Origin of the sequence: Microbacterium testaceum, from assembly GCF_020781835.1 — a bacterium.
Classification (GTDB): Bacteria; Actinomycetota; Actinomycetes; order Actinomycetales; family Microbacteriaceae; genus Microbacterium; species Microbacterium testaceum_H.
This window is the reverse complement of sequence record NZ_JAJGNJ010000007.1, coordinates 194,757-212,976: the sequence shown is the minus strand read 5'-3', so window position 1 is coordinate 212,976 and position 18,220 is coordinate 194,757. Positions and strand designations below refer to the sequence as shown.

Genomic DNA, 18,220 nt, shown 5'->3' with positions numbered 1-18,220 from the left:
GAACGCCCCCTCCTCCGGGAGGGGGCGTTCTCCGTTCGTGGGGAACGGAAGGGATGCGGGCGCTGGAGAGCCGGGCGATCAGGACGCGGGATCGGCTTCGGGGTCCTGCTCGTCGGGGAGACGCTCGAGTGGCTGCGTGGCGATGAGTGCGTGCTCGCTGGCATCCCGTCGCTCGGCGAGCGGCAGGGACACACGGAACGTCGCGCCGCCGCCGGGGGTGTCGGTGACCTCGACGGTCCCGTGGAGCAGATCGACGATGGATGCCACGATCGACAGCCCGAGTCCGGAGCCGCCCGTCTCACGGGTCCGCGACGTGTCGGCACGCCAGAAGCGCTGGAAGATCTGTTCGCGGATCTGCTCCGGCACGCCCTCCCCGTGATCGATGACCTCGATCCAGCCCATGTCCTTCTCGGCATCCACACCCACGCGGAGGCCGATGGGGGAGTCGTCGGGGGTGAAGCGCCGTGCATTGCCGAGGAGGTTGGCGACGACCTGACGGACGCGGTTCTCGTCGCCCAGGACGATCGGCACGAGGCTCGGAACGCGACGCGGACCCGTCGTGATCTCCGACGACTTGGACGGTCCTTCTCCTTCTCCGGCCGCGATGTCGCCGGTGGCGTCTCTGCGTCGACGGAACCGTGAGAGCGTCGCGCCGGCGATCGCCATCGCCGACGTGGTCGGGGCGTTCCTGCGCCGGCCCGTCGCCGCCGAGGTGTCGTTCGTGTCCGTCTCCGCTTCGAGTGACATCACGGGCAGCACGATCGCGGCACGGCTCGTCGTGTCGTCGACCGTGACCTCGCGCTGCGGTGACGTCACGCGCAGGTCGAGGGCGGCATCCCGCGCGATCGGGCGGAGATCCAGCGTCGTGATCGCGACGTCGCGCCGTTCGTCGAGGCGCGCGAGGGCGAGGAGGTCCTCGACCAGCGCGCCCATGCGGATCGCTTCCTTCTCGATGCGCTCCATCGCTTGCGCGACATCCTCGTCGGAGCGGATCGCGCCCATCCGGTAGAGCTCGGCGTAGCCGCGCATCGTCACGAGCGGGGTGCGCAGCTCGTGACTGGCGTCCCCGATGAACCGCCGCATCTGGCGCACCGTGGCATCCCGCTGGTGAAGTGCGCCGTCGATGCGTGCGAGCATGGCGTTGATGGCGGCTTTAAGGCGGCCCACCTCGGTGTCGGGGACGATGTCGGTCAGACGCTGGCTGAAGTCGCCCGCGGCGATGTCCATCGCCGTCGTCTCTACCTGGCCGAGGCTGCGGAAGGTGAGGGTGACCAGCGCGCGGGTCAGCAGCGCGCTGGCGATGAGGATCAGCAGCGCGACGAAGCCGTAGATGCCGACATATGCCGCGACGATGCGATCGGTGGGGGCGAGGGGCTGGATCACCATCTGGGTGTAGATCCCGTTGTAGCCCGGCACCTGGAGCAGGCCCACGCGCGCGAGGAACCGCTGCCCCGAGACCGGTTCGTCCAGCTCGATGCGCCGGTCGACCTGGCTGTAGGTCTGCTCGACCGTGAAGGTCTCGGGGAGATCGGGGACCGTCTTCATCGCGGTCCCGTTGTAGAAGGCGACCCGTTGCCCGTCCGGCCCGTACACGACGACCATCGACCCGATCTGCGGCGCATTGTCGACCTGCGTGAACGCCAGCTGGCCGTCGACGTCCGCGGTGACGAACACGCTGTTGGCGATGTTGCCGGCCGCCTGCTGGCCCAGCTGTTCGTCGAGGTTGTTGATGAGCGTCGTGCGCAGGAACACCAGGGTGCCGACACCGGCGGCGACCAGGCCCACGGCGAGCAGCGTCACGGTCACGCCGGTGACCTTCGTGCGAAGGCTCAGCCGGCGCCACCAGTGCGTCAGCGCATCGTCGGAGTTCTCCAGGATCCCTCTCCGCTCAGGCGGTCTTGCCGGACTTCAGCATGTAGCCGAAGCCGCGCTTGGTCTGGATGAGCGGCTCCGAGGAGTGCGGATCGATCTTGCGGCGCAGGTACGAAATGTAGCTCTCGACGATTCCCGCATCGCCGTTGAAGTCGTACTCCCAGACGTGGTCGAGGATCTGCGCCTTCGACAGGACGCGGTTCGGGTTCAGCATGAGGTAGCGCAACAGCTTGAACTCGGTGGGACTCAGGTCGATCGACACGTCGCCGACGCTCACGTCGTGCGTGTCCTGGTCCATCGTGAGCTCGCCGGTGCGGATCACGGACTCCTCATCGGCCTGCATCGTGCGGCGGAGGATCGCCTGGATACGGGCGACGATCTCGTCGAGGCTGAACGGTTTGGTGACGTAGTCGTCGCCGCCGGCGTTGAGGCCGGTGATCTTGTCCTCAGTCTCGTCCTTCGCGGTGAGGAACAGGATCGGGGCGGTGTAGCCGGCCCCGCGGAGGCGCTTGGTGACGCTGAACCCGTTCATGTCGGGGAGCATCACGTCGAGCACGATGAGGTCGGGTTCCTCTTCGAGGACCGCGGAGATGGTCTGCGCGCCGTTGGCGACGGCCCGGACCTGGAATCCGGCGAAACGCAGGCTCGTGATGAGCAGGTCGCGGATGTTGGGTTCGTCGTCCACGACGAGGATGCGCGGTGCTGTCATGCGCCCATTATCGTGACTTCGCTCAAGGAAGCGCTGGATATCGCAAGAATCGCCGCGCCCTGGTATGGCTCAGGCCGCCGCGGCGTCGATCCCCTCGGCATCCAGGATCGTGTAGGCGTAGCCCTGCTCCGCGAGGAAACGCTGGCGGTTCTGCGCGAAGTCCTGGTCGACGGTGTCGCGCGCGATGAGGGTGTAGAAACTCGCCGTGTGACCCGACTGCTTGGGGCGGAGCAGACGACCGAGCCGCTGCGCTTCCTCCTGACGCGAGCCGAACGACCCCGACACCTGGACGGCGACGGATGCCTCGGGCAGGTCGACTGAGAAGTTCGCGACCTTCGACACCACCAACAGCGAGATCTTCCCCTCGCGGAACGCCTGGAACAGTTCCTCGCGCTCGGCGACCGGCGTCGACCCGGTGATCTTGGGGGCGTGGAGGGCGTCTGCGAGCTCGTCGATCTGGTCGAGGTACTGGCCGATCACCAGCACCCGCTCGCCGGGATGCCGGTCCACCAGGCGCTTGACCACGTCGATCTTCGCCGGTGCCGTCGCCGCGAGCCGGTAGCGCTCCTCGTCCGCAGCGGCGGCGTACTCCAGCCGCTCGTCGGCGGGCAGGTCGATGCGCACCTCGTAGCACGCAGCGGGGGAGATGAAGCCCTGGGCCTCGATCTCCTTCCACGGTGCGTCGAACCGCTTGGGGCCGATGAGGCTGAACACGTCGCCCTCGCGGCCGTCCTCGCGGACGAGGGTCGCCGTCAGCCCGAGGCGGCGGCGCGCCTGCAGGTCGGCGGTGAGCTTGAACACCGGCGCCGGCAGCAGGTGGACCTCGTCGTACAGCACGAGTCCCCAGTCGAGTGCGTCGAGAAGGGCGAGGTGGGCGTACTTGCCTCCGCGCTTGGCGGTGAGGATCTGGTACGTCGCGATCGTGACCGGCTTGATCTCCTTGGACTGACCGGAGTACTCCCCGATCTCCTCGGGCGTCAGGCTGGTGCGGCGCAACAGCTCATCGCGCCACTGGCGGGCGCTGACGGTGTTGGTGACGAGGATGAGGGTGGTCGTGCGGGTCTCGGCCATCGCGCCGGCGCCGACGAGCGTCTTGCCCGCGCCGCAGGGGAGGACGACGACACCAGACCCGCCCTCGGAGAAGGACTCCACCGCCTGGCGCTGGTAGGGCCGCAGTTTCCAGCCGTCCTCATCGAGGTCGATCGGGTGGGGCGTGCCGGGGGTGTACCCGGCCAGGTCTTCCGCGGGCCAGCCGATCTTCAGCAGCTCCTGCTTGATGTGCCCGCGCGCCCAGGCGTCCACGGTGTAGCTGTCGGGCGTGGGATGACCGATGAGCAGCGGCGAGATGCGCTTGTTCCGCGAGACCTCGCCCAGCACGGCGGGATCGGTCGAGCGCAGCACCAGCGCGCCTTCGTCATCGCGCTCGATGACCAGCCGACCGTATCGGCCCACGGTCTCGCGGATGTCGGTGCTCACCGATGCCGGGACGGGGAAGCGCGACCAGGTGTCGAGCGTCTGCAGCATCGCGTCGGCGTCGTGCCCGGCCGCGCGGGCGTTCCACAGCCCGAGCCGCGTGATGCGGTAGGTGTGGATGTGCTCCGGAGCGCGCTCGAGCTCGGCGAAGACCGCGAGCTCGTGCCGCGCGGTCTCCGCATCGGGATGCGCGACCTCGAGGAGCACGGTGCGGTCGCTCTGGACGATGAGGGGGCCGTCAGCCATAGCGTTCGATTCTACCGGTGCGCCGGGCGCACGTCGTCGGTGGTCGCTCAGGCGACAGGGCTGACCGAGTCGATGTGCGACAGCGGCAGCGTGCGCTCGACGTCGGCGGCGCGGTCGCGGCCGCGCAACCGACCGCCGCCGAGCCCCGTCGCCTCGAGTCGGAACACCCGGGCCGAGCCGTCGGGCAGGCGCACCGTGACATCGACCACCGCGCGGGCGCGCACCGCTTGATCGAGCTCGCGCTCCAGCCATGCCGCATCAGAATCCTCGCCACCGGCGCGCAGACGCTCGATGAGGGGGCCGTAGACGTCGGCGGGGTCCTCGGGTGCCTCGGTCGCGGCCAGCTTGGCTCTTTCCACCGCGCGGGGCTGCCCGTCCGCGTCGACCGCGACGGCGGGATAGCGCGCATCGCTCAGGGCCCAGAACACGACATCGGCAGCGACGTGGGTGATGAGTTCGTCGCCCGAGCGGCTGAGCGCGACCGAACGCAGCGAAGTGTCGACCTCCATCGCCCGCAGGAGCGTCTCGTCGTCGGTGCGCACGGTGGTGAGGCCGGATGCCGCGTCGGCGGTGACGCGGACACGTCCGTGCTCCGCGGACGTCCGCTCGATGACGTAGGCCAGCGGCTGCGGCAGGCCCGTCAGGGAGATCTCGGTGAGGAACGCGCGCAGACTGTCGGCGGTCTCGCCAGCCGTGATGGCCGCGCCGATCGTGGCGGCGCTGAAGCGGTAGCTGGACGCCTGGGCGCGCGACTCACGGGCCGCCATGCTGCGCAGGCGCACGTCCAGGTGGGGGGCGAGCGGACCCGGGGCGATCGCGGTCAGGTCGTTCTGCAGATACACCCGGTCCACCTCGGGCGGCAGCAACTCCCGGAGCGCCGAGACATCCACATCGCCGCCCGCGGCGAGTCCGACACCCCACGGCGGCACGGCGCCGCTGTCGTCGAGAAGACCCCAGGCCCGGAGGCGGTGCGTCCAGCGGGCGGCGCGCTCGGGCCCGGCGGGATCGAAGGGGGTCGCTGCGGCCCACGTGGGCTGCGGCATCCATCCGCCTTCTGCCGTGCGGTACGCCCGGGGGAGCGCGTCGCGCAGAGCCCGAGCGGTGGTCGCCCACCTCTCCAGGGTGGGCAGGCGCAGCCAGGCCCGGCCGGCTGCGGTCACGAGCCAGGCGCGGCCGTTGGAGCCGAGCAGTCCCGTGCGTGCCGCCATGCCGACGAGCAGGTCGGCCTCCTCGGCGGAGGGGGCGGCCCCGGCATGCACCAGGCGCCGTCGCTCACCGGCGCCGAGCGAGCCCGAGCCGATGCGGCCGAGCGGCGACTCCAGCGTCAGCAGGAGGACGTCCGCCAGAGCGGCCGCGTTCGTGAACGCCGATTCGGCGGCAGCGGCGTCGTTCGAGGTGTCGACCGTCGAGGCCGTCGGCGTGTCCGGTAGTCCGTGCGGCGCGAGGTCGCGCACAGCCGAGACGACCGCCGCGTAGGGGCGGCCATCGACGCCGACCAGCGCGCGATGGTGGAGCGCCTCGCGGATGCCGTCACCTGCGCGGACGCCGTCGATGACGGCCGCCACGAGGGCATGGGCCTCGGCGTGGTCGAGCAGTGGCAGTGCGCGGGCCACAGATGCGGCGTCGAGAAGGGCGTCGGCCGCATCGAACATGTCGCGCCACGTCGCGGACGCCGGTACGTGGCGCTCGGCGAGGAGTCGCGCGAGGACCTCGTCCGGGAAGGCGCTCAGCGAGACCGCCAGCGCGCGTTGGTCGGAGGTCTCGGGCACGTCAGCGTCCCTTGTTCGCGCGTGCCCTTCGCACGAAGCTCATGATGAGCACCGCCACGAGGCACGCGAAGGCCACGGGGGGCGCGATGTAGATCAGGACGCCGATCGTCGGCCACAGGCCGGTCCGCATGTCGGCCCCGGCGGACGAGCCGATGATGATCGCGAAGAAGCAGACCACCGACAGGATCAGCAGGCCCAGCGACATGAAAGCCAGGATCCGGTCGATACGACGGATCGGGACGTCGCCGTCGGGGGTGCGCGTGCTCATCGTCGTCAGCCTACTGCCTGGCGGGCGTGCCGTAGGCTGGGAGGCCGGGATCCGATCGGGTCCCGTGTTCCGCCGCGCGATCGCGCACACATTCAGCGAGGTGTCCATGCCCACCGGCAAGGTCAGGTTCTACGACGACGAGAAGGGCTTCGGCTTCATCACCACCGATGACGGCCAGGACGTGTTCCTGCACGCCACCGCCCTGCCCGCCGGGACCCCCGCGCCCAAGGCCGGAACGCGGCTGGAGTTCGGCGTCGCCGACGGCAAGCGCGGTCTGCAGGCTCTGTCGGTGCGCGTGCTGGAGGCCCCCGTGAGCATGGCCAAGCGCGCCCGCAAACCCGCCGACGACATGGCGATCATCGTCGAAGACCTCGTGAAGCTCCTCGACGGCATCGGCGGCGACCTGCGTCGCGGTCGTTACCCCAGTGGTGCTCACGCCAAGAAGATCGCCGCGGTCCTGCGCAAGGTCGCCGATGACTTCGAAGCCTGAGCCGGTCGCCGACGAGCGGCTGCTCCACGCCCACGATCTCGCGCTGGCAGCGCTGCACGAGATCACCCCGGCCGACACCATCGGACCGGCGGCCGGTCACGTCGTGGAAGACGACGACGTCGTCTCGCTGCGGTTCCACACCCGTCTCGCCGGTTATCCGGGCTGGCACTGGACCGTGACCGTCGCGGTCGTGGACGACGCCGAGCCCACCGTTCTCGAGGCCGAACTCCTCCCCGGCGAGGGCGCACTGCTCGCGCCGGAATGGGTGCCCTGGGCCAAGCGTCTCGCGGAGTACCAGGCGGCTCAGGCTGCGGCGGCCGCTGCGGGGGCGGACCAGGACGACATCGACGATGACGATCTGGACGACGACGACCTCGACGACTCGGATGACGAGGACGACGAGTCGGATGACGAGGACGACGAGGAGCCCCAGGCGCGACTGCACGCGGGCGACCTCGACGGCGTCGACATCGACGAGCTGGATGAGTCCGGCGAGGACGACGAGGACTCGGACGACGACGAAGACGAGGATTCCGACGACGAGGACTCGGACGACGAGGACTCGGACGACTTCGACGACGACGAGCGCGATCGCAGCTACTGACGCGCGGCCCTCACTCTGGCGGCATCCCGCTCGCTCTGTCCATCTCGTGCGCCTCTGCCGGAACGGGGGAAGCCGCCCCGCACAGGGCGGGACGGCTTCCGGCGGGCGCGAGGATCAGCCCCGCGGCAGACGCTCGATGGTGTAGTCGATCGCACCGATGAGTCGGCGCACGTCCTCGGGCTCGATCGAGACGAACGTCGCGATGCGGAGCTGGTTGCGACCGAGCTTGCGGTAGGGCTCGGTGTCGACGATGCCGTTGGCCCGCAGGCTCTTGGCCACGGCGGCGGCGTCGACGGACTCGTCGAAGTCGATCGTGACGACCACGGGGGATCGATCGGCCGGGTCGGTGACGAACGGGGTCGCGACATCGCTCGCTTCGGCCCACTCGTACAGGGCGGACGAGGACTCCGCGGTGCGCGCGCCGGCCCAGGACAGGCCGCCGTTCTCGAGGATCCAGCCCAGCTGCTCGTCGAGGAGGAGGAGGGTCGCCAGCGCCGGGGTGTTCAGCGTCTGCTGCAGCCGGGAGTTGTCGACGGCGTTCTTCAAGCTCAGGAACTCGGGGATGTAGCGCCCGGATGCCGCGATCCGCTCGATCCGCTCGATCGCGGCCGGGGAAACGGCGGCGTACCAGAGGCCGCCGTCCGAGCCGAGGTTCTTCTGCGGCGCGAAGTAGTAGACGTCGGCCTCGGCGACGTCGAAGTCGATCCCGCCGGCGGCGCTGGTGGCGTCGATCACCGTGAGGGCGCCGGTGTCGGCGTGCACGCGTGCCACGGGGGAGGCCACTCCCGTCGAGGTCTCGTTGTGGGGCCAGGCGTAGACGTCGACGCCCTCGACGGCCTCGAAGGCGGCGCGCGTCCCCGGCTCGGCACGGCGGACGTCGGGTGCCTGCAGCCACGGCGCCGCGGCGGCCGCGGCGAACTTGCCGCCGAACTCCCCGGAGACCAGGTTCTGGCTGCGGTTCTCGATGAGGCCGAAGGCGGCGGCATCCCAGAACGCGGTCGAGCCGCCGTCGCCCAGGATGATCTCGTAGCCCTCGGGGAGGCGGAAGAGCTCGGCGAGCCGCTCGCGCGTACTGGCGACGAGGTTCTTCACCGGTGCCTGACGGTGCGAGGTTCCGAGGATGGTGGCCCCGCGGGTGACGAGCGCTTCGAGCTGCGCACCGCGCACCTTGGAGGGGCCGCACCCGAAGCGGCCGTCGGCGGGCAGGAGGTCGGTGGGGAGGTCCACGTGCGGCATGCCTCGATTCTAGGGCGGGGGTCAGTCGCCACCCGCGCGTGTGTCGGAGGGGGTCGGTAGGCTGTGAAGACCGCTACGAGGCCCGAGGACTGCTGAATGACCGATCTCATCGACACCACCGAGATGTACCTGCGCACGATCCTCGAACTCGAGGAAGAGAACATCGTCCCGCTGCGCGCGCGCATCTCCGAACGCCTCGGCCACTCCGGTCCCACCGTCTCCCAGACCGTGGGTCGCATGGAACGCGACGGTCTCGTCGTCGTGTCGGAAGACCGTCGTCTCGAGCTGACCGACGACGGTCGGCAGAAGGCGGTCGACGTCATGCGCAAGCACCGGCTCGCCGAGCGGTTGCTGAGCGACGTCATCGGTCTCGACTGGGCCTACGTGCACGACGAGGCCTGCCGCTGGGAGCACGTCATGAGCGAGCAGGTCGAGCGCCGTCTCGTCGAGTTGCTCGGTCACCCGACCGAGTCGCCCTACGGCAACCCCATCCCCGGTCTCGATCAGTTGGGCGACGTGGCCAGCGCGACCTTCGAAGAAGGTGTGGTCGGCCTGGTGCGCAAGCTCACCGACGCCGGCGCGCCCATCACGGGCACCGTCCGGCGTCTCGCCGAACCGGCACAGGTCGACCCCGAGCTCCTGCAGCAGCTGAAGGGTGCCGGCGTCCTCCCGGGAGCCCGCGGCAGCTACCGCTTCAACGAGGGCTACGTCCTCGTCGAGATGGAGGGGGTCGACGAGGGACTCGAACTGCCGGTAGAGGTCGCCTCGCACATCTTCCTCGTCGACGAGGTCTGACGCCGTCCTGGCGCGGTCGGCGTGCTGCGGCCCGCGTCGAGTCGTCGTATCCCGGACATCGCGAGTGCGCAATGCCGTCAGGCGTGACAGTTTCGTTATCTTCGGGTAGCCTCTGAGGGTCCACAGGCGAGAAGCCCGCCGTCGGACCCCTCGCGGTTTGCCTCATCGGCTCGTCGTCCGCAGAGGGTGAAGCCCGCACATCGTGCCCCCATCGAGTGCTGACGAGCCAGCGTGCGAACGCAGAGGCGCCGGAGGAAATTTGGCTGAACACACCGATCCCGTTGCGGACCTGCCCGAGGTCCCCGCGACGGGTCAGACTCGAAAGAGCGCGCGCGCCGCGGTCGCCCGACCCGCCACGCGCCCCCAGCGGACACCCGCAGTGGCGTCGCCGACGCGCCGCCCCGCTTCCGCCCCTCGCTCATCCTCGTCGTTCCGGCGCGGCGCCAAGCCGTTGCGGAGCGCCGTCATCCTGTCGATGGTCGCCGGACTCGTCGCGACGGTCGCCATCCCCGCGTACGCGGCGTCGATGCCCGCGGCCGAGACGATGACCCTGCAGGAGATGTCGGCCCCCGACAACCAGTCGCTGGTCGTCGCCTCCGACGCCACCGCCGAGACCCTCGACCGCAGCAGCTACTCGGCCACCACCGCCGAGGAGATCCAGAAGAAGAAGGAGCAGGAGGCGGCCGCGGCGGCCGCCGCCGAACGTGCCCGGCAGCTCGCCGCCAGCGCGAACGTCGCCGTCTCCTCGGTCGACCTCAACATGACCGCCCCCGGATCCGGCGAGGTGCGGTGGCCGCTGACCAGCTACACGCTCGGTCGCGGCCTGTGGGACTCGGGCTACCACCAGGGCGTCGACCTTCTCGCCCCCGGCGGGCAGCCGATCTTCGCCGCTGCCGGCGGCGTCGTGAAGGTGTCCTCCGAGAGCTTCGGAGGCTACGGCGTCGGCATCGTCATCGAGCACGTCATCAACGGCCAGCGGGTCTCCACGACCTACGGGCACATGACTTACGGCAGCCGGCAGGTCCAGGCGGGCCAGACCGTCGCCGCCGGTCAGCTCATCGGCCTGGTCGGTTCGACCGGTAGCTCGACCGCCAACCACCTGCACTTCGAGGTGCACATCAACGGCTCCGTGGTCGACCCGTACGCCTGGTTGCAGCAGAACGCGGGCTGACCGCCACGATGCCAGACGGCGTGCCGGAGACGATCGTTCTCCGACACGCCGTCTGCCGTTTCCCGCCGCAGCGGACCCCGGGCGTGTCGCCGTGGGTTAGCCTGTTCGCGACGTCGGGAGAACCGAAGGGAACGCTGATGAACGCCATACGTCGCATCCGCACCATGGATGCGCTCGGGCTGCTCGTCCTTCGGCATCGCGTGAGCGGATGCCGCGGCCTCACCGCGGCTTCTGGGGCGCTGTCTGCATAGACAGCGCCTTTTTTCATGCCCCTGCGCCTCTCCCGCCGCCGCGAGTCGAACATCCGAGAAGCCGTCTCGGCCATTCGAGAGGAAACGGAATGCGCACATTGGTGCTGAACGCGGGCTATGAGCCGCTCGCCGTCGTGTCGTTCAAACGGGCCCTCGTGCTCGTGATGAACGAGAAGGCCACCGTCGTCGAACGCGTCGACGGTGATCCGGTCTGGGCGGCGGCGGGGACGTACGACCGACCCGCTGTGATCATCCTCACGCGTTACGTGCGCGTTCCCGGCGCGCGGCGTGTGCCGGTGACACGTCGCGGGGTGCTGCGCCGCGACGCGCACCGCTGTGCCTACTGCGGCAAGGCGGCGTCGACCATCGACCATGTGCTGCCCCGCTCGCGTGGCGGGAAGGACACGTGGGAGAACCTCGTCGCCTGCTGCCTGCGCTGCAACAACGTCAAGGGCGATCGCACGCCCCAGGAGATGATGTGGGAGCTGCGGCTGATCCCCGGCCCGCCGCGCGGATCCTCGTGGACGGTGCGCGGGGTGGACAAGTCCGACCCCCGGTGGGAGCCGTATCTGGCGCTGGCGGCGTAGGACGGCGCCCCCGTCCGCGGCGGTGCGCGGCATCCCGGTCGGTGGTGTGGTTCCGCTCTGTGGGGTCTCGCCGAGATGCTCTCACCTCGCCGGGCTGCTCTGACTCAGTGATCTGCGCAACCTCAGTCTCGGAAGGCTTTGTGCGACTGAGGTCGTGCAGATTCCAGCGGTTGTGCCGGCGGTCTGCCGTCACGGGCGGCTCATGCCTTGCACGCGCGGCGCGGTGACGGTTTCGTGACGGAGGTGGTCTGCTCCGCTCTGCCTCCGGCATCCCGGTCGGTGGTGTGATGGAGGCATGACTCGTGCTCTCCTCGTGATCGACATGCAGCGCGGATTCGACGACCTGGAGTTCTGGGGTCCGACCGCCAACCCCGACTGCGAAGCGAACGTCGCCGCGCTCGTGGAGCGGTGGAGCGCGGACGAAGAGCCCGTCGTCGTCGTGCGCCACGACTCCCGGTCAGTGGACTCGCCGCTGCACGCGGCGTCGCCGGGAAACGCACTGGTCGATGCGGTCGCTGCGGTCGAACCCGCGCTCCTGGTCACCAAGAACGTCAACTCGGCGTTCTACGGCGACCCCGACCTGCATGCGTGGTTGGGCGAACGTGGCATCCGGGACGTGGTGATCTGCGGCATCCAGACCAACATGTGCGTGGAGACCACGGCACGGATGGCGGGCAATCTCGGCTACGACGTGACGGTCGTACTGGATGCCACTCGCACGTTCGATCTGTCTGCGGAGGTCGCGGGTGTGGGGGCCGTGACGAGAACGGCCTCCGAGCTGATGACCACGACCGCTCTGGTGCTCGAGCGGGGCGGCTTCGCCCGCATCGCGCTGACCGCCGACGTGATCTGAGCCGCCCGCGGCGATGTCGGAGGGGGATCGTATCTTCGAATCACAGGGATTGAGAGTGTAGAACACATGTTCTAACCTGTGGGAGTGAGGGCGATCGTGCGAGACCAGGCGCAAGCCGTACCCGACGTCCACGCACTCCGCGATCGGCTTGAGCGGATGCAGGGGCGTCGGATGGACGCCCCGGTGCTGCCGACGCATCCCGCCTTCACCTCGCTGCTGCCCGGCGGCGGTCTCCGTTCGGGGTCGGCGTACGCGATCGCCCGCTCGATGTCACTGCTGCTGGCGCTCATGGCCCGGCCCTCGCAGGACGGGGCGTGGTGCGGGGTCGTCGGCATGCCCGAGCTGGGCGCCGAAGCCGCCGAGAAGTACGGTCTCGACCTGGACCGGCTGGTCTTCATCCCCGATCCCGGGCCCCGATGGCTGGCGGTGACGGCCACGATCGCCGAGGTCCTCCCGGTCGTCGCGGTGCGCCCTCCGGCGGGAGCGAACACCGCGCGCGGGGGCGCCGAAGCCACACGGCTCGCGGCGCGACTGCGCGATCGCGGCACCGTGTTGCTGGTGCAGGGGCCGTGGCCGCAGGCGGAGGCCGTGATCGACGTCGCCGATCCGCGGTGGGCGGGCCTCGGGCAGGGGCACGGCTATCTCGCCGGTCGTGAGCTCACGGTGTCCGTCAGCAGCAAGCGCACGCCGACGGCTCGTCGTGCCCGGATGCTGCTCCCCGCCGCAGACGGGTCGATCGAGCTCCTGGGTGCACCCACCGAGAGGCTCGTCCCGCGCGAGAGCGAGTACCGGCAGCGGGTGGCGGGATGACGCGCGAGCCCACCCGCACCCTCGTGCTGTGGCTCCCCGATTGGCCGGTCCTGGCGTATCGTCGCGAGGCGGCGCGGCCCCCGCGAGCCGACGCCCCCCTGGCGGTGTTCGAGAACAACACCGTCGTGGCCTGCTCCGCCGCGGCGCGCTCCCAGGGCGTGCGGCGGGGGCAGCGCCGACGTGACGCTCAAGCGCTGTGTCCATCGCTCATCGTCGTCGCCGGCGACCCCGTCCGCGACGCCCGCGTCTTCGCTCCGGTGGTGGCTCTGGTCGAAGAGCACGCCCCGGGGGTGCAGATCGTGCGTCCGGGGTTGTGTGCCCTCCGTGCACGCGGGCCTGCGCGGTACTACGGGGGTGAAGAAGAAGCGGCGCGTACGCTCGTGCGGCTCCTCACGGCCGAGGGATACACCGACGCGCGCGCGAGCGTTGCCGACGGCGTCTTCACCGCCGAGCGCGCCGCGCGCGTCACCCGCGCCGATGAGCCGGTGCGGGTGGTGCCCGGTGGGCAGGCCGCCGCGTTCCTCGCCCCGCTCCCCGTGACGACGCTCGACGACGTCGACCTGGCGAGCCTGCTGGCGCGCCTCGGTGTGCACACGCTGGGCGAGTTCGCCGCGATGCCGGTCGAGCGCGTCCGCGAGCGCTTCGCCGAGCGCGGGGCGCGACTCCACGCCCTCGCCTCCGGGCGCGACTCCCAACCGGTGCAGCCGCGCACGCCACCGCCGGAGCTCCGTCGTGAGGTCGCCTTCGAGCCGCCGCTCGAGCTGGCCGATCAGATCGCGTTCGGCATGCGTGTGGCCGCTGAGGAGTTCATCGCTCGACTGGGGGCGCAGAACCTCGTGTGCACCGAGTTGCGCGTGGTGCTCTCGGGTGAACGCGGTGAGCGCAGTGAGCGTGTGTGGCTGCACCCCGGGTCTTTCGACGCCGGAGCAGTGGTCGATCGCGTGCGGTGGCAGCTCGCTGAAGACGGTCGCGGCATCTTCGGCAGCGGGGTGGCCGGTGTGGCCATCGAGCCCGAGGCGGTCGACGACGCCGCCCATCATGCCAAGGGACTCTTCGGCGCCGGTCCGGACGAGAGGGTGCATCACGCCCTCTCCCGAGTGCAGGCCATGCTCGGCCATCGCGCCGTCGTCACCCCGGTCGTGGGCGGCGGCCGGTGGCTGGCCGAGAGGCAGGTGCTGGTGCCGTGGGGGGATCGTGCGGTCACGGCGAAGGACCGCTCCCACCCCTGGCCGGGGAGCCTTCCCGACCCGCTCCCGGCGACGGTGTACCCCGAGCCCCGGTTGGTCGAGGTCACCGATATCGCGGGGGCATCGGTCACGGTGGGGGAGCGCGATGCGCTGAGTGCGCCGCCGGCGATCCTCGACGCCGGCGGGCGGCGGATGCGGATCCACGCGTGGGCAGGTCCCTGGCCGATCAGCGAACGCGGGTGGGATCCGCTGCGGCGACGGCGCGCTCACCGTTTCCAGGTGGTCGACGTCGACGGCGGTGCGTGGTTGCTCGTGGTCGAAGAGGGGGAGTGGCGGGCGGAGGGGCGCTATGACTGAACGCCTCTCGTCTTCGTCACCGACCGCGTCCCAGGCGACTCGGCGGACGGGGGAGCACTGATGGGCTTCCACAATCCGCCGGTGAAGTGGTCCGAGCTCGAGCGGGCTCTGAGCAACAAGCGGCGCCCGACCTCGGCTCCGTCCAACGGTGACGGCGGTGACAGCCCCGCGTGGTCGCACAAGCGTGGCCCCTACGTTCCGCCCACGATCGAGCGTCCCGCCGATGCGGTGCCGTACGCCGAACTGCACGCGCATTCGTCGTACTCCTTCCTCGATGGGGCGTCCTCGCCCGAAGAGCTCGTCGAGGAAGCCGAGAAGCTGGGGCTCCACGCGCTCGCGCTCACCGACCACGACGGGTTCTACGGCATCGTCCGGTTCGCCGAGGCGGCGGAAGCCCGCGCGGTACGCACCGTCTTCGGTGCCGAACTGTCGCTCGGCCTCCCGGGTCCCCAGAACGGACAGCCCGATCCCGCCGGTTCGCATCTGCTCGTGCTCGCCCGCGGAGAAGAGGGATATCACCGCCTCGCCGCCGCGATCACCCGGGCGCAGCTCGCCGGGGGCGAGAAGGGGCGGCCGGTCTACGACCTCGCCGACCTCGCCGACCTCGCCGGGGGTCCGGCAGATCCGCAGTGGGCGGTGCTCACCGGATGCCGCAAAGGAAACGTGCGTCAGGCTCTGGCATCCGAGGGGCCGGCGGGGGCCGCCCGCGCGCTCGATCATCTGGTCGACCTGTTCGGACCCGACGCCGTGCACGTCGAACTCATGGACCACGGCGGCCCGCTCGACTCCGCCCACAACGACCTGCTCTCGGCGCTCGCCGCCGAGCGCGGGCTCCCTGTTCTGGCCACGAACAACGTGCACTACGCCGCGCCGAAGAAAGAACTGCTGGCCGCTGCGGTCGCCGCCGTGCGCGCCAACCGCAGCCTGGACGAGCTCGACGGGTGGTTGCCCGCGCACGCCGGTGCGCACCTGCGTTCGGGCGCCGAGATGGCGGCGCGGTTCGCCCGCTATCCGGGGGCCGTCGCACGGACCGTCACCCTCGCCGACGAGCTGGCCTTCCCGCTCCGCCGGGCCAAACCCGCGCTCCCGAAGCAGAACGTCCCCGAGGGGCACACCCCGATGTCGTGGCTGCGGCACCTGGTGTGGGAAGCCGTGCCACGGAAGTATCCGAACCTCTCCGCCGACGACCGCGACCGCATCGAACGCGAGCTCGCCGTCATCGAGATGAAGGACTTCCCCGGCTACTTCCTCATCGTCTACGGGATCGTCGCCGAGGCCCGTCGGCGCGGAATCCTGTGCCAGGGGCGGGGATCGGCCGCCAACAGCGCCGTGTGCTACCTGCTCGACATCACCGCGGTCGACTCGATCTTCTACCGGTTGCCGTTCGAGCGTTTCCTCTCGAGCCTGCGCGACGAAGAGCCCGACATCGACGTGGACTTCGACTCCGACCGCCGGGAAGAGATCATCCAGTGGGTCTACGAGACCTATGGTCGCGACCGGGCCGCGCAGGTGGCCAACGTCATCCAGTACCGCCCCAAGAACGCCGTGCGCGACATGGCCCGCGCGCTGGGCCACTCTCCCGGACAACAGGATGCCTGGTCGAAACAGGTCGAACGGTGGGGGGCGACGCTCGAGACCGGCGCCGACCACGACATCCCCGACGCGGTCATCGAGTTCGCGTCGGAGCTGTTGAAGGCGCCGCGGCATCTCGGCATCCACTCCGGCGGCATGGTGCTCACCGACCGCCCCGTCGGGGAGGTCGTGCCGATCGAGCACGCGCGCATGGAGAACCGCACGGTGATCCAGTGGGACAAGGACGACGCCGCCTGGATGGGGCTGGTGAAGTTCGACCTGCTCGGGCTCGGCATGCTCGCGGCGCTGCAGTACTGCTTCGACCTGATCCGGGATGCCACGGGTGAGCGGTGGGAGCTGTCGACGCTGCCGAAGGAGGAGAAGGCGGTCTACGACATGCTGTGCCGCGCCGACTCGATCGGGGTGTTCCAGGTGGAGTCGCGCGCTCAGATGGGGCTGCTGCCGCGCCTGCAGCCCCGGCGCTTCTACGACCTGGTGGTGCAGATCGCGCTGATCCGGCCGGGTCCTATCCAGGGCGGAGCCGTCCACCCTTTCGTGCGACGCAAGCTGGGGCAGGAGCCGATCACGTACGTGCACGAGAACCTCCGGCCGGTGCTCGAGCGCACGATGGGCGTGCCGGTGTTCCAGGAGCAGCTCATGCAGATGGCCGTTGCTGTGGGCAACTGCACCCCTGAGGACGCCGACCTGCTCCGACGCGCGATGGGGTCCAAGCGCGGGCTCGAGCGCATCGATTCGCTGCGCGAGAAGCTCTATGCCGGCATGGCGCAGAACGGGCTCGTGGGCGCGGTGGCCGATGAGCTGTACGCCAAGATCCAGGCGTTCGCGAACTTCGGGTTCGCGGAGTCCCATTCCCTGTCGTTCGCGCTCCTGGTCTACGCCAGCTCGTGGATCAAGCTGCACTACCCGGCGGCATTCCTGGCGGGGCTCCTGCGCGCGCAGCCGATGGGGTTCTATTCGCCCGCGACGCTCACGGCCGACGCGCGGCGGCACGGGGTGCGGGTGCGCCGGCCCGATCTGCTGCGCTCGGATGTCGAGGCCGGCCTCGAACCGCTCGACGATGACACCGGGGGGATGGATGCCGACCGTCGGCGTCCCGCCACGGGGCTCGATTCCTGCACGTGTGCGGACCAGCCCCCGACGGGGGATTTCGATCGGTTCGCCCCTGACGAGACGGAAGCGCACCGGCGCGACGGGGCGTTCGTGGTGCGGATGGGGCTCGCCGGGGTCACCGGCATCGGGACGAAGGTCGCCGAGCGCATCGTCGCCGAGCGCGAGCGCGGGGGCGCCTACCGCGACCTGCGCGACCTGGTACGCCGCACGGGGCTCGTGACCGCGCAGCTCGAGGCCCTCGCGACGGCCGGGGCCTTCGAGTGCCTCGGGCATTCGCGTCGCGAAGCGATCTGGCTGTCGGGTTCGGCGGCGCTGGATCGGCCGGAGTTCCTGCCGGACTCCGTGGCGTACGTGCAGCCTCCGCTGTTCACCGACCCGTCGAGCTATGAGATGCTCGCGGCCGACCTGTGGGCGACGGGGCTCTCCACCGACGACCACCCGCTCACCCACTTCCGCTCCGCCCTCGACGCGAGAGGCGTGCTCACCTCACGCGAGTTGCGCACGGCCGAGACGGACCGTCGTATCGAGGTGGCGGGACTGGTCACCCATCGGCAGCGGCCGGCGACGGCATCCGGGATCACGTTCCTCAACCTCGAAGACGAGCACGGCCTCATGAACATCGTGTGCTCGGTGGGGGTGTGGAATCGTTACCGACGGATCGTGCGCGAGTCGCCCGCGCTCATCGTGCGCGGCATGCTCGAGAGGTCGGTCGAAGGGGTCACCAACGTCATCGCCGACGGGTTCACCGATCTGCGGGTCGGGGTGTCGCACGCCTCCCGGGACTTCCGATGACGCGGGGCGCCGTCACTAGACTCGGGGAACACGACGCCGTGCCGACG

Annotated in this window: 15 protein-coding genes; 9 read left to right on the top strand and 6 right to left on the bottom strand. The window is 70.3% G+C overall.

All coding sequences use genetic code 11. The annotated features are described in order from the left end of the window. Positions 1-78: 78 nt before the first annotated feature. The 5 genes from LL239_RS12170 to LL239_RS12150 form a co-directional block, all read right to left on the bottom strand. Positions 79-1,806: a sensor histidine kinase gene (locus tag LL239_RS12170; RefSeq protein WP_228163695.1), complete on the bottom strand. Its 1,728-nt coding sequence runs from the start codon at positions 1,804-1,806 to the stop codon at positions 79-81. An 82-nt stretch (positions 1,807-1,888) separates the two neighbouring features. Then, positions 1,889-2,581, bottom strand: a complete 693-nt coding sequence (locus LL239_RS12165; protein ID WP_128216810.1) for a response regulator transcription factor — start codon at positions 2,579-2,581, stop codon at positions 1,889-1,891. 69 nt (positions 2,582-2,650) lie between these two features. After that, entirely contained in the window at positions 2,651-4,300 is a 1,650-nt protein-coding gene (locus tag LL239_RS12160; RefSeq protein WP_228163694.1) for a DNA repair helicase XPB, read from the bottom strand. Positions 4,301-4,347: 47 nt separating this feature from the next. Then, positions 4,348-6,069 carry a helicase-associated domain-containing protein gene (locus LL239_RS12155; RefSeq protein ID WP_228163693.1) on the bottom strand — a complete coding sequence of 574 codons (1,722 nt, stop codon included), beginning with the start codon at positions 6,067-6,069 and terminating at the stop codon, positions 4,348-4,350. A gap of 1 nt (position 6,070) precedes the next feature. Then, positions 6,071-6,337 (bottom strand): multidrug ABC transporter ATPase, encoded by a 267-nt coding sequence (locus LL239_RS12150; RefSeq protein ID WP_228163692.1) that lies wholly within the window; start codon positions 6,335-6,337, stop codon positions 6,071-6,073. 106 nt (positions 6,338-6,443) lie between these two features. Here LL239_RS12150 and LL239_RS12145 point away from each other — a divergent pair, with 106 nt between their 5' ends. Both LL239_RS12145 and LL239_RS12140 read left to right on the top strand, forming a co-directional pair. Further along, the gene (locus LL239_RS12145; RefSeq protein WP_228163719.1) at positions 6,444-6,827 is read left to right on the top strand and encodes a cold-shock protein; all 384 of its coding nucleotides are present in this window, start codon (positions 6,444-6,446) and stop codon (positions 6,825-6,827) included. Further along, positions 6,811-7,431 carry a DUF3027 domain-containing protein gene (locus tag LL239_RS12140; RefSeq protein ID WP_228163691.1) on the top strand — a complete coding sequence of 207 codons (621 nt, stop codon included), beginning with the start codon at positions 6,811-6,813 and terminating at the stop codon, positions 7,429-7,431. Before LL239_RS12145 ends, LL239_RS12140 begins: the two co-directional genes overlap by 17 nt. A 114-nt stretch (positions 7,432-7,545) precedes the next feature. Here the strand turns inward: LL239_RS12140 and serC are convergent, their stop codons facing one another. Beyond that, positions 7,546-8,667 carry a phosphoserine transaminase gene (gene serC, locus LL239_RS12135; protein WP_228163690.1) on the bottom strand — a complete coding sequence of 374 codons (1,122 nt, stop codon included), beginning with the start codon at positions 8,665-8,667 and terminating at the stop codon, positions 7,546-7,548. Positions 8,668-8,763: 96 nt separating this feature from the next. Here serC and LL239_RS12130 point away from each other — a divergent pair, with 96 nt between their 5' ends. The 7 genes from LL239_RS12130 to LL239_RS12100 all read left to right on the top strand — a co-directional run bounded on the left by LL239_RS12130 (position 8,764) and on the right by LL239_RS12100 (position 18,173). Then, positions 8,764-9,462 carry a metal-dependent transcriptional regulator gene (locus LL239_RS12130; RefSeq protein WP_228163689.1) on the top strand — a complete coding sequence of 233 codons (699 nt, stop codon included), beginning with the start codon at positions 8,764-8,766 and terminating at the stop codon, positions 9,460-9,462. Between the two features lie 259 nt (positions 9,463-9,721). Next, positions 9,722-10,633 carry a M23 family metallopeptidase gene (locus LL239_RS12125; RefSeq protein WP_228163688.1) on the top strand — a complete coding sequence of 304 codons (912 nt, stop codon included), beginning with the start codon at positions 9,722-9,724 and terminating at the stop codon, positions 10,631-10,633. 340 nt (positions 10,634-10,973) lie between these two features. Further along, complete coding sequence (locus LL239_RS12120; protein WP_228163687.1) at positions 10,974-11,471, top strand: HNH endonuclease; 498 nt, start codon at positions 10,974-10,976, stop codon at positions 11,469-11,471. Between the two features lie 295 nt (positions 11,472-11,766). Beyond that, a complete protein-coding gene (locus LL239_RS12115; protein ID WP_228163686.1) occupies positions 11,767-12,324 on the top strand; it encodes a cysteine hydrolase family protein in 558 nt (185 codons plus the stop codon). A gap of 84 nt (positions 12,325-12,408) precedes the next feature. Beyond that, complete coding sequence (locus LL239_RS12110; RefSeq protein ID WP_228163685.1) at positions 12,409-13,134, top strand: hypothetical protein; 726 nt, start codon at positions 12,409-12,411, stop codon at positions 13,132-13,134. Continuing rightward, positions 13,131-14,678, top strand: coding sequence for a DNA polymerase Y family protein (locus tag LL239_RS12105; RefSeq protein ID WP_228163684.1), 1,548 nt, complete (start codon positions 13,131-13,133; stop codon positions 14,676-14,678). Before LL239_RS12110 ends, LL239_RS12105 begins: the two co-directional genes overlap by 4 nt. Positions 14,679-14,738: 60 nt before the next feature. Then, a complete protein-coding gene (locus LL239_RS12100) occupies positions 14,739-18,173 on the top strand; it encodes an error-prone DNA polymerase (RefSeq protein ID WP_228163683.1) in 3,435 nt (1,144 codons plus the stop codon). The last annotated feature ends 47 nt before the right edge of the window (positions 18,174-18,220 follow it).